The organism is Rhizobacter sp. P2_H3 (genome assembly GCF_056403355.1).
In genome coordinates this window covers 1-14,022 of the sequence record NZ_JBFUFQ010000152.1, presented here as the reverse complement: position 1 = coordinate 14,022, position 14,022 = coordinate 1, and the positions used below count along the sequence as shown (strand labels likewise).

The 14,022-nt window shown below is 66.8% G+C and carries 13 protein-coding genes; all 13 read left to right on the top strand.

Features of this window, described 5'->3' with window-relative positions; translation table 11 throughout:
* Nucleotides 1–2,476: RHS repeat-associated core domain-containing protein (locus AC1D1T_RS22655; RefSeq protein WP_477992527.1), on the top strand; the 2,476-nt coding region annotated here is incomplete at its 5' end.
* Nucleotides 2,477–2,486: 10 nt separating this feature from the next.
* Entirely contained in the window at nucleotides 2,487–2,735 is a 249-nt protein-coding gene (locus AC1D1T_RS22650) for a MafI family immunity protein (RefSeq protein WP_477828398.1), read from the top strand.
* 107 nt (nucleotides 2,736–2,842) lie between these two features.
* Complete coding sequence (locus AC1D1T_RS22645) at nucleotides 2,843–3,124, top strand: DUF7716 domain-containing protein (RefSeq protein WP_477828397.1); 282 nt, start codon at nucleotides 2,843–2,845, stop codon at nucleotides 3,122–3,124.
* A gap of 195 nt (nucleotides 3,125–3,319) precedes the next feature.
* Nucleotides 3,320–4,132, top strand: coding sequence for a TIGR00266 family protein (locus AC1D1T_RS22640; RefSeq protein ID WP_047513401.1), 813 nt, complete (start codon nucleotides 3,320–3,322; stop codon nucleotides 4,130–4,132).
* Nucleotides 4,133–4,295: 163 nt separating this feature from the next.
* A complete protein-coding gene (locus AC1D1T_RS22635) occupies nucleotides 4,296–5,270 on the top strand; it encodes a YncE family protein (protein ID WP_477992526.1) in 975 nt (324 codons plus the stop codon).
* Nucleotides 5,254–6,045, top strand: coding sequence for a polysaccharide deacetylase family protein (locus AC1D1T_RS22630; protein ID WP_047513070.1), 792 nt, complete (start codon nucleotides 5,254–5,256; stop codon nucleotides 6,043–6,045). Before AC1D1T_RS22635 ends, AC1D1T_RS22630 begins: the two co-directional genes overlap by 17 nt.
* 29 nt (nucleotides 6,046–6,074) lie before the next feature.
* Entirely contained in the window at nucleotides 6,075–7,067 is a 993-nt protein-coding gene (locus AC1D1T_RS22625; RefSeq protein ID WP_477992525.1) for a sterol desaturase family protein, read from the top strand.
* 175 nt (nucleotides 7,068–7,242) lie between these two features.
* Nucleotides 7,243–8,106 carry an EI24 domain-containing protein gene (locus AC1D1T_RS22620; protein WP_047513065.1) on the top strand — a complete coding sequence of 288 codons (864 nt, stop codon included), beginning with the start codon at nucleotides 7,243–7,245 and terminating at the stop codon, nucleotides 8,104–8,106.
* 21 nt (nucleotides 8,107–8,127) lie between these two features.
* A complete protein-coding gene (locus tag AC1D1T_RS22615; RefSeq protein WP_477992524.1) occupies nucleotides 8,128–8,922 on the top strand; it encodes a competence/damage-inducible protein A in 795 nt (264 codons plus the stop codon).
* A 245-nt stretch (nucleotides 8,923–9,167) separates the two neighbouring features.
* A complete protein-coding gene (glnA, locus tag AC1D1T_RS22610) occupies nucleotides 9,168–10,583 on the top strand; it encodes a type I glutamate--ammonia ligase (RefSeq protein ID WP_047513059.1) in 1,416 nt (471 codons plus the stop codon).
* Between the two features lie 220 nt (nucleotides 10,584–10,803).
* Nucleotides 10,804–11,253: a hypothetical protein gene (locus AC1D1T_RS22605; RefSeq protein WP_477841953.1), complete on the top strand. Its 450-nt coding sequence runs from the start codon at nucleotides 10,804–10,806 to the stop codon at nucleotides 11,251–11,253.
* A 101-nt stretch (nucleotides 11,254–11,354) separates the two neighbouring features.
* Nucleotides 11,355–12,377, top strand: coding sequence for a nitrogen regulation protein NR(II) (gene glnL, locus AC1D1T_RS22600; protein ID WP_156155217.1), 1,023 nt, complete (start codon nucleotides 11,355–11,357; stop codon nucleotides 12,375–12,377).
* Between the two features lie 43 nt (nucleotides 12,378–12,420).
* Nucleotides 12,421–13,944, top strand: a complete 1,524-nt coding sequence (gene ntrC / locus AC1D1T_RS22595; protein WP_477992523.1) for a nitrogen regulation protein NR(I) — start codon at nucleotides 12,421–12,423, stop codon at nucleotides 13,942–13,944.
* The last annotated feature ends 78 nt before the right edge of the window (nucleotides 13,945–14,022 follow it).

The window sequence follows — 14,022 nt, the reverse complement described above, 5'->3', positions numbered from 1 at the left end:
GGCGGAGTACCGGAGCACCTGGACCTACGACAGCTGCTTGATGGGCATCGGCAAGCTGTGCGCGACGGGCACCAGCACCGGCATCAGTCGGCAGTGGGCGTACGACGGATTGGGCCGGCCGATCAACTACCGCACCAGCGTCGTCAACGGGCCGACCTTCGCGAGCGCGGTGGCCTATGACGCCAACGGCCGGCAAGCGAGCCAGACCTGGCCAACCGGGCTGACGGTGAACTACGGCTACACGCCCAAGGGATTCCTGAGCAGCGTGTCGCTGGCGACGGCGGTGACGGTGAACCCGCTACCGAGCACCCCGGGAGGCACGCCGGGCGCGAGCGTCACGCTGCCGGCCGGCACAGTGCTGTGGCAGGCGCAGGCCTGCAACGCATGGGACGAGTTGGAGCAGCAGCGGTACAGCAATGCGGTGGTGAGCAAATCAGGCTACGAAGCCGCGACGGGCCGGGCGAACAGCCTGATCGCAGGCAGGGCGAGTGCCAGCGACGTGCTGAACCACGGCTACGTGTGGGACAGCCTGGGCCGGCTGACGAACCGCAACGATGCGAACGGGGACGGTGCAAGCGGCGCGGTGACAGAGAACTTCGAGCACGATGCACTCGGGCGGCTGCAGCGCTACACGGTGGCCGCTCCCGCGATCAGCGGCCTGGTGCGCACGGTGGGCCTGCAATACAACGCGCTGGGCAGCATCCTCTACAAGAGCGATGTGGGGGCGTACAGCTATGGAGCCCAGGGTGCGAACGCCGTGAGGCCGCATGCTGCTCTGGGCATCGAAGGCGCGGCAGCCAACACCTTCGGCTTCGATGCGAACGGCAACATCGTCAGCGCAACGGCGGGCAAGTACCGCGGGATCACGTACACCGGCTTCAACCTGCCGGACAGCCAGACGGGCGTGCAAGGGCCTGCAGGTGGCCCGAGCTACGTGTGGAACTACGACGAGGACCACGCACGCCTCCGGGAGGTGCGGACGATCCCGAGTGGCACGAACGCCGGTACACGCACCACTTGGTACCTGCACCCGGACAACACCGGCGGTCTGGCTTTCGAGAGCGAGGTCAATGCGCCGACCAACCCCAGTGCCGCGAACCCGGCGGTCACGAGCAACCGCCACTACCTGAGCGCAGGCGGCCAGAGCCTCGGCGTGCTGGTCACCACCGGCGCGCTGCCCACGCTCGGTGCCACGCAGACCGCGCCAGCCGCGCAGTCGAGCCTGAGCGCGGTGAAGCTGGAGTATTGGCACAAGGACCACCTGGGCAGCATCGCGGCGACCACGGACCACAACGGCAACGTGACGGCCCGCAACGCCTATGACCCGTTCGGCAAGCGCCGCTTCGCGAACGGCAACTACGATGCAGCAGGCGCGCTCGTCATCGACTGGAGCCCGGCCGTCAACGGTGGCACAGATCGCGGCTTCACCGGCCATGAGCAGCTCGACGACATCGGGCTCACGCACATGAACGGCCGGCTGTATGACGCGGCCCTCGGTCGCTTCCTGTCAGGCGACCCGCTCGTGACGGATCCGCTGGATCTGCAGAGCTTCAACCGCTACAGCTACGTGCGCAACGACCCGCTGGCACGCATCGATCCGAGCGGATGGGCGGATCCGCCGAAGAAGCAGGACATCCTGGATCCGTGCAAGTGGAACAACCCGTACTGCTCGCAGAACGTGGTGCGGCTGATGCATGGATCGGGCGATTCGACGACCGCTGACGCTCGCGTAGGCACCCTCCCTGGGCGCGCGGAGACCTCAGGCAACGGGTGGGGGTACGGTGTCCCGAGGCTCGACGCATTGATCCCGCAGTTCAACGTGTCGTCGGTCTTCGATGCGTACGGCGTCATCTGCGATCGCACCGAGGGCTATTGCACGACGGGCGACGGCCAGGTCTGGTACCAGAAGCCGGGCCAGCCGAGCATGCCGGTCGTCATGGTCACCGGCTCCACGCCGGCTCCGACGGCCGGCGAGATCGCGATCGGCATGACGCCATTCATCGGTGGTGCCTACGGCATGCTCGATGATCTGGCTCACAGGCGTTGGGGCAGCGCTGGGTTCAACGGCGCCACGGTGTTGGGGGATTTTGCGAGCTGGGGAGTGGCTGGAACCGCTCTCCGTGGGGCACGCGTCGCAAAGGCCGCGGCAAAAGAGTCAATCAATCTCGCAAGCGCACAACGCACCCAACACATACTTCATGGAGATGCGACTGGTGGAGGTCACCTCTGGCCCGGCAGCTCCGGCAAGACCCCGTTTCCTCAGTCATGGGATGCAGATAGGGTTATGCACAACGTCTCGGACCTTGCGACTGACCCGGCGGCGCTGTGGGTGCAGCAGACTGGCAAGGCAGGAGCTCAATTTACGAAGAGCGGTCTCCCAGTTCGCTGGAAAGTGGAGGGAGTCCGCGACGGAGTGTGCATGATCTGCATCGTTGAGCCCCGCGGCGAAGGCATTGTCACGGCCTTCCCGAAGTAGGAGGAATCCAATGACTGAATCGAACCTCGAAGCCCGTCTTCTCGCCTTTGTTGCCGGCTTTGAAGGTCTGCTGCCGGATGAGGACGTGATGAATGCGAGAACCTTGATTGCCAAGCGAGAGTGGGGCGTCGGTTTGGAGCTCCTTTGCACTCAGTTGGTTGAATACGACGTATCGTTGACCGACGACGAGTCTGCTGAGTTGAAGAGTCTGGCTCAAGCAATGGGCCTCGATGTCAATGATCTCGGCTTTGCTTCGTAGTTGCCGCTCAGTTCGGAGCACGGCACCAAAGCGGGCCACGGCAACCGCTGCTTCGCCCACATCAGGTTGGTGGAGTCAAGCTCTGGAGGGTGGCTACTGAGGTAAGCATGAAACTGCGAGAAATACTGAACCAGTGTGACAAGCTGGGGGAATACGACGTCGTCTACGCGAGGCGTCCATGGTCGCTGGACTCTGAGGCGGCCGTTATTGAGTACGAAGAAGGCCAGTCGGTGGTGCGTCTGTTGAAAGGCGCCCCGTCCTTTGAGTACTTTCTCGAGGCTCCGCTTGCGACGGACATTCGACAGCAAGCAGAGGGCGGTGGCAGATCGACAGAAGAAGCACTGGACGTTCTCCTGTACTACGCGGAGAACGATGCCTTTCCACAATGAACGTCCTGTCGCACAGGGAGGACTTGCGTGGATCACTTTTGGAGGCTCTTGCTGAAGATGGCAGTTCGGTCGAGACAGTCTGGGTTGCCATCAGCGGCGAAGATCTATGAGTAGTCTGGCTTGCTGCCGCATCGAAAGATTTGGCCGCTCCCCGACGATGTCAGAATCCGCCCGTTCTCAACCAGGAGCATGAACGTGGCAATGGACGTGGTGGACTACGAGATCAAGGGCTCGGAGATGCAGTTCGTCGAGGTCGAACTCGACCCGGGCGAGGCGGCGGTCGGCGAGGCCGGCAGCATGATGTACATGGATGCCGGCATCGGCATGGACACCGTCTTCGGCGACGGCTCGGCCAGCCAGGGCGGCATCTTCGGCAAGCTGCTCGGCGCCGGCAAGCGGCTGATCACCGGCGAGTCGCTGTTCACCACCGTCTACACCAACCAGGGGCAGGGCAAGCGCAAGGTCGCGTTCGCGGCCCCGTACCCCGGCAAGATCCTGCCGATGGACCTGCGCCAGCTCGGCGGCACGCTGATCTGCCAGAAGGATGCCTTCCTGTGCGCCGCCAAGGGCGTGTCGCTCGGCATCTTCTTCCAGCAGAAGCTGTCGGTCGGCTTCTTCGGCGGCGAGGGCTTCGTGATGCAGAAGCTCGAGGGCGACGGCCTCGCCTTCGTGCACGCCGGCGGCACCGTGATGAAGCGCGAGCTGCAGCCCGGCCAGACGCTGCTGATCGACACCGGCTGCATCGTCGCGCTGACGCCCAACGTCAACTTCGAGATCCAGTACGTCGGCAAGATCAAGACCGCGCTGTTCGGCGGCGAGGGCCTGTTCTTCGCGAAGGTCACCGGGCCGGGCACGGTGTGGCTGCAGAGCCTGCCGTTCTCGCGCCTCGCGTCGCGCGTGTTCGCGGCCGCGCCGCAGAACGGCGGCAGGCGTGAAGAAGGCTCGGTGCTGGGCGGTTTCGCCGGCGGCGGGCTGCTCGGCGGCATCCTCGGCGGCGACGACGAGTAACGCCTGGCCTTTGACGAAGCGCAGAACAGAAAGGCGCTCGCAGGCCATTTTGAAGGTGGGCGCACGCTGCGCCCGCCTAAAATGCCAGCTTTTCCTGCTGGTGCCGGCTTTGAAACTRCTGTCTGCGTTGCCCCGTCTCCCGTCGCTCGTCCTGACGGCCTTCTTGTCGGCCTTCTGCCTGGCCGCCCCGCTCGGGGTGCAGGCCGCAGACGCCGCCAAGCCGCCGATCTTCGTGCTGAACTCGCTCGACGCGTCGATCAGCGTGATCGACCCGAAGACCTTCACCGAGATCCGCCGCATCCCGACCGGCAAGGAACCGCACCACCTCTACCTGACGCCCGACGAGAAATCGCTGATCGTCGCCAACGCACTGAGCGATTCGCTGACGCTGGTCGACCCGGTCACCGCCGAGGTGCAGCGCACGATCACGAAGATCTCCGACCCGTACCACCTGCGTTTCTCGCCCGACATGAAGTGGTTCGTCACCGCGGCGAACCGGCTGAACCACATCGACATCTACCGCTGGGAGCCGGCCGACGCGGCCAACCCGATGAAGCTCGCCGGCCGCGTGCCGGCATCGCGCACGCCCAGCCACCTGTCGATCGACAGCAAGAGCACCGTCATCTACTCGTCGATGCAGGACAGCGACGAGTTGATGGCGATCGACATCGCGACCCAGAAACCGCGCTGGAAGATCACCGTCGGCAAGCTGCCGGCCGACGTCTACCTGACGCCCGACGACAAGCTGCTGCTGGTCGGCCTCACCGGCGACGAGTTCGTCGAGGTCTACGACGTGAGCCAGGCGCAACCGAAGCTGGTCAAGCGCATCCTGACCGGCGCCGGCGCGCATGCGTTCCGCAGCCGCGGCGACGGCCAGCATGTGTTCGTCAGCAACCGCGTTGCCAACACCATCAGCATGATCGACACCCGCACGCTGAGCGTGGTCGACACCTACCCGGCGCCGGGTGGCCCCGACTGCATCGACGTGCTGGCCGACGGCAAGACGCTGTTGGTCAGCTCGCGCTGGGCGCGCAAGCTGACGCTGGTCGACATCGAGAAGAAGCAGGTGATCCGCCAGGTGGCAGTGGGCCGCTCGCCGCACGGGGTGTGGACGCTCGACCATGCGTCGCGCCGCTAGGCCTGTCCTTGTCGCAGCGCTGATCGCGGCGCTGGCCGCACCGGCCCATGCCGCCGGCTGCGACAAGCCGGTCTACCTGACGCTGGACACCGGCCACATGGGCGTGGCCCCGCTGGTCGCCGAGGTGCTGAACCGCGAGCAGGTGAAGGCGACCTTCTTCCTCGCCAACGAGAAGACGAAGACCGACGGCACCAGCCTCGATGACCAGTGGGCGCCGTGGTGGAAGGCCCGTGCGGCCGAAGGCCACCTGTTCGGCTCGCACACCTTCGACCATGTCTACTGGGTGGCCGATGTGAAAACCGGCATGAAGGGCGGCGGCTTCAAGGTGCGCCCCAGTGCCGGCCCGAACGCCGGCCAACTGCTGACCTGGACCGCGGCCGAGTACTGCGCCGAGCTGCAGCGCCCCGCCGACCGCTTCCGCGCGATGACGGGGCAGGCGATGCCGCATCTGTTCCGGGCGCCGGGCGGCAAGACCTCGCCGGCGCTGCTGGCCGCGGCCAAGGCCTGCGGCTGGACGCATGTGCCGTGGAGCGCCGCCGGTTTCCTCGGCGACGAACTGCCGAGCGATCGCTACCCGAACGCGCAACTTTTGCAGCGTGCGCTGGATCACATCCGGCCGGGCGACGTGATGCTGGCCCACCTGGGCATCTGGTCGCGCCAGGACCCGTGGGCGCCGGCGGTGCTCGAGCCGCTGATCCAGGGGCTCAAGCAACGCGGCTTCTGCTTCGCGACGCTGCGCGACCACCCGGCCTACCGGGATGCCGCGCAGCGCTGATCCCTTCTGAAGTCATTCACCTTCCCGCCATGATCGATTCGTTGCTGCTCGCCTTCACCGACGCCTTCGGCCGCGTGCAGCAGGCGCTGTTCGAAGGCGTCGTGCAGCCGCTCGCCTTCCAGCTCGGGCTCGGCAACGTCGTCGAGGATGCGTTCGATGCCACCGGCTGGCTGCTGGTCGGCCTGCTGCAGATCGTCGTGCTGCTGGTGGTGTTCGGCGCGCTGGAGCGCTGGCGCCCGGTCGAGCCGGTGACGGACAGGCGCGCGGTGCGCGTCGACGTGCTGTACACGCTGATCCACCGGCTCGGGCTGTTCCGCGTGGGCTTGTTCTTCGCGGTCGATCCGCTGTTCGACGAGGCCTTCGGCGCCGCGCGGCTGGCGGGCCTGCCGACCTGGCAGCTCGACGAGTGGTTCGCGCCGTGGTGGGCGGGTGTCACCGACACCGCGTGGTTCAGCTTCGTCGCCTACCTGCTGGTGTTCGATTTCGTCGACTACTGGATCCATCGCGGCCAGCACCAGTTCCACTGGTGGTGGGGGCTGCATTCGCTGCACCACAGCCAGCGGCAGATGACGATGTGGAGCGACAACCGCAACCACCTGCTCGATGACCTGATCCGCGACAGCGTGATCGTGGTCGTCGCGCGGCTGATCGGGATCCCGCCGGGGCAGTTCATCGCGGTGGTGGCCTGCACGCAGCTGCTGGAGAGCCTGTCGCATGCGAACCTGCGGGTGTGGTTCGGCCCGGTGTTCGAGCGCGTGTTCGTCAGCCCACGCTTCCACCGGCTGCACCACAGCATCGGCCTGGGGCATGAGACCGCGGGGCAGGGCACGCTGGGCGGGCACAACTTCGCGGTGCTGTTCCCGGTGTGGGATGTGTTGTTCCGCACCGGCAACTTCGAGATCCGCTACGACCCGACCGGGATCCGCGACCAGTTGCCCGAGGCGGGTGGGCGCGAGTACGGGCAGGGGTTCTGGCACCAGCAGTGGCTCGGGCTCAAGCGGGCGTTCGGGCGAATGAACTGAATCCGACTCCCGTTCGCCCTGAGCAGGACCGAGCTTGTCGAGGGCCCGTCAGTCGAAGGGTTGTGTCCGGCGCGCGCCGGGCTTCGACAGGCTCAGCCCGAACGGAGTTGCGCGAACAGCGCTTCGACAGGCTCAGCGCGAACGGGATTTGAAGCTCCGGTTATCCTGCCGCGCCATGGTCAAGCCTCTCTTCGATTCCTTCTGGCGCGCCGCCGCCTACTGCCTCCACCCGCGCGTCATCGTCCTGTCACTGCTGCCGCTGTTCCTGCTGGTCGGCCTCACGTTCGGGCTCGGCTACTTCTTCTGGGAAGCCGCGATCGACGGCGTGCGCGACCTGCTCAATGCGTGGGACCTGCTGCATGCCCTCTTCAACTGGCTCGAGAGCATCGGTGCCGGCAACCTGAAGTCGGTGCTGGGCCCGCTGGTGGTGATCTTCCTCGCGACGCCGGTGCTGGTGCTGCTGTCGCTGCTGGTGGTCGCGACGATGATGACGCCGGCCATGCTGAACCTGGTGGCGCAGCGCCGCTTCCCGCTGCTGGAGCGCCGCCGCGGCGGCACCTTCCTCGGCAGCGTCGTCGTGAGCCTCGGCTCGACGGCGATCGCGGTCGTCGCGCTGATCGCCTCGATCCCGCTGTGGTTCGTGCCGCTGATGGTGCTGGTCGTGCCGCCGCTGATCTGGGGCTGGCTGACCTACCGCGTGATGGTCTACGACGTGCTGTCCGAGCACGCCAGCAAGGACGAGCGGCGTGAGCTGATCCGCCGCCATCGCACCAGCTTCCTCGGCCTCGGCATCGCGACCGGCTACCTCGGCGCCGCGCCGTCGCTGGTGTGGGCCTCGGGCCTGATGTTCCTCGCGCTCGCGCCGATCCTGGTGCCGGTCGCGATCTGGATCTACACGCTGGTGTTCGCGTTCTCGTCGCTGTGGTTCGCGCACTTCGCGCTGGCCGCGCTGGCCGCGCTGCGCGCCGAGCAGCAGCTCGCCGCTGCGGTGGTGGCGCCGCCGGCCGATCCGACACCGCTTCCGCTGCCCCCTGCGTAATCCACCCACAAGGCTTTCCGCATGAACTTCGGCCTGATCATCATCGGCGACGAGATCCTGTCCGGCAAACGCGAGGACAAGCACCTGCCCAAGGTGATCGCGCTGCTCGGCGAACGCGGCATCCCGCTCTCGTGGGCGCGCTACGTCGGCGACGACCCCGCACGCATCACCGCCCACCTGCGCGAAGCCTTCGCGAGCGGCGACGTGGTGTTCTCGTGCGGCGGCATCGGCGCCACGCCCGACGACCACACGCGCCAGTGCGCCGCCAATGCGCTCGGCGTGCCGCTGGCGCTTCATCCGCAGGCGCGCGAGCTGATCCTCGAGCGCATGCGGGACATCGCCGCCGAGCAGGGCCTGCCGTACGAGCCCGAGCGCGCCGACAACGTGCACCGGCTCAACATGGGCATGTTCCCCGAGGGCGCGCAGATCATCCCGAACCCCTACAACAAGATCGCCGGCTTCTCGGTCGGCCATGTGCACTTCGTGCCCGGCTTCCCGGTGATGGCCTGGCCGATGGTGCAGTGGGTGCTCGACGAGCGCTACGCCGCCGAGCACCGCACCGAGCGCCCGCGCGAGCAATCGGTCATCGTGTTCGGCGCGATGGAGTCGACCCTCACGCCGCTGATGGAAGCCATCGAGGCCCGCTTCGACGGCGTCAAGGTGTTCAGCCTGCCGAGTGTCGACCACCCGCAGTGGGGGCGCCACATCGAGCTGGGCGTCAAGGGCGCGGCCGCCCCGGTGGCCGAAGCCTTCGCCGAGTTGCTGGCCGGGCTGCGTGGCCATGGTGCGCAACTCGGCCCCGAATTGGTGCGTTGAGCGCCGAAACCCTTGTCCAGCGTGGTGCTGCGCGGCGCACCAAAGTGGCGTCAACACCCCTCGCACGCATCGTCTTGGAGGCCTCGCTCACCCGGTGGAGCGCATGCCGGCTGGCCCTGCTCTGTCATCGGGCGCGGGCATGCTTTCTGCTACATTCCTGTGCGCATTTCCAGGCCCCTCCCGGCACTGAAACTGTCGTTGTACCCACCCACTCACCCCCACAAGCCTCTCGCTAGGAGAACCTGATGGCAAAGACCGTCGCCGACGTGATGAAGATGGTGAAGGAAAGCGAGGTCAAGTTCGTTGACTTCCGCTTCACCGATACCCGCGGCAAAGAGCAACACGTTTCGGTGCCCCTGTCTGCGTTCGACGAAGACAAGTTCATCTCCGGCCACGCCTTCGACGGTTCGTCGATCGCCGGCTGGAAGGGCATCGAGGCTTCCGACATGCTGTTGATGCCGGACCCGAACACGGCCAACATCGACCCGTTCTTCGAAGAGCCGACGCTGATCCTCACCTGCGACGTGATCGAGCCCACCGACGGCAAGCCCTATGAACGCGACCCGCGCTCGCTGGCCAAGCGTGCCGAGGCCTACCTGAAGTCGTCGGGCATCGGCGACACCGCCTTCTTCGGTCCGGAACCCGAGTTCTTCATCTTCGACAGCGTGCGCTGGAACGTGGACATGTCCGGTTCGTTCTCGAAGATCGAGTCCGAGGAAGCGGCCTGGAACACCGGCAAGGAATACGACCACGGCAACTCCGGCTACCGTCCGGCGGTCAAGGGCGGCTACTTCCCGGTGCCGCCGGTCGACAGCGCGCAGGACCTGCGCTCCGAGATGTGCCTGATCCTCGAATCGCTGGGCATCCCGGTCGAAGTGCATCACCACGAAGTGGCGAATGCCGGCCAGATGGAAATCGGCACCAAGTTCAGCTCGCTGGTGCAGCGCGCCGACTGGCTGCAGCTGCAGAAGTACGTGATCCACAACGTGGCCCACGCCTACGGCAAGACCGCCACCTTCATGCCCAAGCCGATCGTCGGCGACAACGGCTCCGGCATGCACGTGCACCAGTCGGTCTGGAAGGACGGCAAGAACCTGTTCGCCGGCGACGGCTATGCCGGCCTGAGCGAATTCGCGCTGTTCTACATCGGCGGCATCATCAAGCACGCCCGCGCGCTGAACGCGATCACGAACCCCGGCACCAACAGCTACAAGCGCCTGGTCCCGGGCTTCGAAGCTCCGGTCAAGCTGGCCTACTCGGCCAAGAACCGCTCGGCCTCGATCCGCATTCCGTACGTCGCCAACCCGAAGGGCCGCCGCATCGAAGCGCGCTTCCCGGATCCGCTGGCGAACCCGTACCTGGCGTTCTCGGCCCTGCTGATGGCCGGCCTCGACGGCGTGGAGAACAAGATCCATCCGGGCGAAGCCGCCACGAAGGACCTGTACCACCTGCCGCCGGAAGAAGACGCGAAGATCCCGACCGTCTGCCACAGCCTCGACCAGGCGCTCGACTACCTGGACAAGGACCGCGCGTTCCTGACCAAGGGTGGTGTCTTCACCGATGCTTACCTTGATGCGTACATCGAACTGAAGATGCAGGAGGTCACGCGCTTCCGCATGACGACCCACCCGGTCGAGTTCGACATGTACTACAGCGCCTGATCTGCGGCGCCTGGTGGCGGCGCGGAACCCGGACCGGGGGCGAAGGCTCTCAGGTCCAGCGGTTCCGCCACCGACACGACGAAAAGGGACGGCCCACGCCGTCCCTTTTTGCATGGCGGGATCGGCCACAATCCACCAGATCCCACGGCCCGAGGTATCTCTCATGCGCTCTCACCGAACCACGACCCGTCGCGTGCTCACACTGGTTGCCGTTGCCACCGTGATCACCCTGCCTGCCCGGGCCGCCGAAGAAAAGACCGTCTACCGCTGCCCCGGCAACCCGGTGCTCTACACCGACACGCTGTCGGCGAAGGAAGCCAAGGAGAAGGGCTGCAAGACGCTCGAGGGCACGCCGATCACCGTGGTGCAGGGGCTGCGCCCGGCGAAGTCGGCCTCGGGCGCGGCGACATCGGGCCAGAACCGCGTCGACCCGAATGACCAGCGCGCCCGCGACAGCGATGCACGCCGCATCCTCGAAGCCGAGCTGAAGAAGGAAGAAGATCGCCTGGCCGAGATGCAGAAGGCCTACAACAACGGCGAGCCCGAGCGCCAGGGCGACGAGAAGAACTACCAGAAGTACATCGACCGCGTCGCCGAGATGAAGGCGAGCCTGCTGCGCAAGGAAAGCGACATCGCCGCGATCAAGCGGGAAATCGCGAAGCTGCAGTGAGCACGCCGGTGACCAAGCCGGTGGGCAAGCCGAAGTCAGCGCGGCCGGCGGCGCCGGGCGACCTGCCCGGGCGCTACGAGGCCTTCGACCACCTGGCGACGATGGTCGCGGTGGTGCGCGACGACGGCAGCTGCCTGTTCGCCAATGCCGCGTTCGAGAACGTGCTGGGCCTGCCGCGGCGCAGCGTGCTGGGCGGCTCGCTGTTCGACTGGTTCATCGATGCCAACTCGGTGCGCGACACCGTGGCCGCGGTCGTGCGCAACGATTTCTCCACCAGCCGCTTCGAGGCCTTGCTGCGCCGGCCGGTGTCGGCCCATGGCGATGCGCTGCCGGTGCACGTGATCGTGAACCAGCTCGACCGGCCGAACGAGGCGATCGTCGAGCTGGTGGAAATCGAGCAGCAGACGCGCCAGGACCGCGAGGAGCGGGCGCTCGGCCAGGCACGTGCCAACAAGGAGCTGATCCGCAACCTGGCGCACGAGATCAAGAACCCGCTCGGCGGCATCCGCGGCGCGGCGCAGCTGCTCGAGATGGAGGTCGAGTCGCGCGCGCTGACCGAGTACACGCAGGTCATCATCCAGGAGGCCGATCGGCTGCAGGCGCTGGTCGACCGGCTGCTCGCGCCGCACCGCAAGCCGCACGTGGTGAGCGACGTCAACATCCACGAGGTCTGCGAGCGGGTGCGCTCGCTGATCATTGCCGAGTTCCCGCGCGGCCTGGCGGTGCAGCGCGACTACGACATCTCGATCCCCGATTTCCGCGGCGACCGCGAGCAGCTGATCCAGGCGGTGCTCAACATCGCGCACAACGCGGCGCAGGCGCTTTCAGAGCGCATCCAGCAGGGCGACGCCTGCATCACGCTGCGCACGCGCATCGCGCGCCAGGTCACGCTGGGCAAGCAACGATATCGATTGGCACTGGACTTGCATATCGAGGACAACGGCCCGGGAATACCGGAGTCGATCCGGGATCGCATTTTTTACCCGCTGGTATCGGGGCGCGATGGCGGGTCGGGCTTGGGACTCACGCTGGCGCAGACGTTCGTGCAGCAACACCAGGGCATGATCGAATGCGAGAGCAAACCGGGCCAGACCCTTTTCAAGATCGTGATCCCGTTGCCCTGAGCCAGAAGCCCGGGGCGGGCGGGACCGGAACCACAGGCAGGGCATGAAACCCATCTGGATCGTTGACGACGACCAATCCATCCGCTTCGTGCTGGAGAAGGCACTGGCGCGTGAAGACCTCGCGGTGCGCAGCTTCACGAACCCGCGGGACGTGCTGATCGCGCTCGAGGACGATGAACCCCAGGTTCTTGTATCCGACATCCGGATGCCGGGGGGCTCGGGCATCGAGCTGCTGAGCAAGGTCAAGGAGCGGCACCCGGGCCTGCCGGTCATCATCATGACGGCCTACTCCGACCTGGACAGCGCGGTCAGCGCGTTCCAGGGCGGGGCCTTCGAGTACCTGCCGAAGCCGTTCGACGTGCCGAAGGCGGTGGAGTTGATCCGCCGCGCGCTCGACGAGAGCATGCGCGAGGAGGTGCGCGACGAGCGTATGGCGCAGATGCCCGAGATGCTGGGCCAGGCGCCGGCGATGCAGGACGTGTTCCGCGCGATCGGGCGGCTGAGCCAGAGCGTGGTGACGGTGCTGATCACCGGCGAATCGGGCTCGGGCAAGGAGCTGGTCGCGCAGGCGCTGCACAAGCACAGCCCGCGCGCGAGCGGGCCGTTCGTCGCGATCAACACCGCGGCGATCCCGAAGGATCTGCTCGAGAGCGAGCTGTTCGGCCATGAGCGTGGCGCGTTCACCGGCGCGCAGACGACGCGGCGCGGGCGCTTCGAGCAGGCCGACGGCGGCACGCTGTTCCTCGACGAGATCGGCGACATGCCGTTCGACCTGCAGACGCGGCTGCTGCGCGTGCTGAGCGACGGCCAGTTCTACCGCGTCGGCGGGCACAACCCGCTGCGCAGCAACGTGCGGGTGATCGCGGCGACGCACCAGAACCTGGAGGAGCGGGTCAAGCTCGGTGCCTTCCGTGAGGACCTGTTTCACCGCTTGAACGTGATCCGGCTGCGGTTGCCGGCGCTGCGCGAGCGGCGCGAGGACGTGCCGGCGCTCGCGCGCTTCTTCCTGCAGAAGAGCGCGAAGGAGCTGGGCGTCGAGGCCAAGCGCATCACCGAGGCGGCGCTTGCGCGGCTGATGCAGTTCGACTTCCCGGGCAACGTGCGGCAGCTGGAGAACATCTGCCACTGGCTGACGGTGATGGCGCCGGCCCAGGTGGTCGAGGCCAAGGACCTGCCGCCGGAGTTCCAGGGCGACCTGGTGGCGATCCCGGCGCGTGTGCCGGTGGCCGGGGGCGAGGTGGGCGAGGCGGTCCCGGCGGGGGGCGGTGGCTCGGTGGCCCATGCGGCAGCGCCGGTGGCCGCACCGCTGCCGGATGCGGTGGCTGTTGTCGCGGGCAGTTCGCCGACCGGCACGCACTGGCTGGCCGATCTCGAGCGTGAATCGCGAGCGATGCTGCAGGCCGGGCTGCCGGAGGTGTGGGACACGCTGACGCGCAAGTTCGAGGCGCAGCTGATCCACACGGCGCTCGAGATCACGCGGGGGCGGCGCATCGAGGCGGCGCAGAAGCTCGGGATCGGGCGCAACACCATCACGCGCAAGATCCAGGAATTGGGTCTGGACGATTGAAGTCCGGGTCGGCGTTCGTGCGGAAGGCGCGGGCGGGGAGTCTGGGGCTCGCCGTCGCGGCGGTCATTGCCCCTGGGG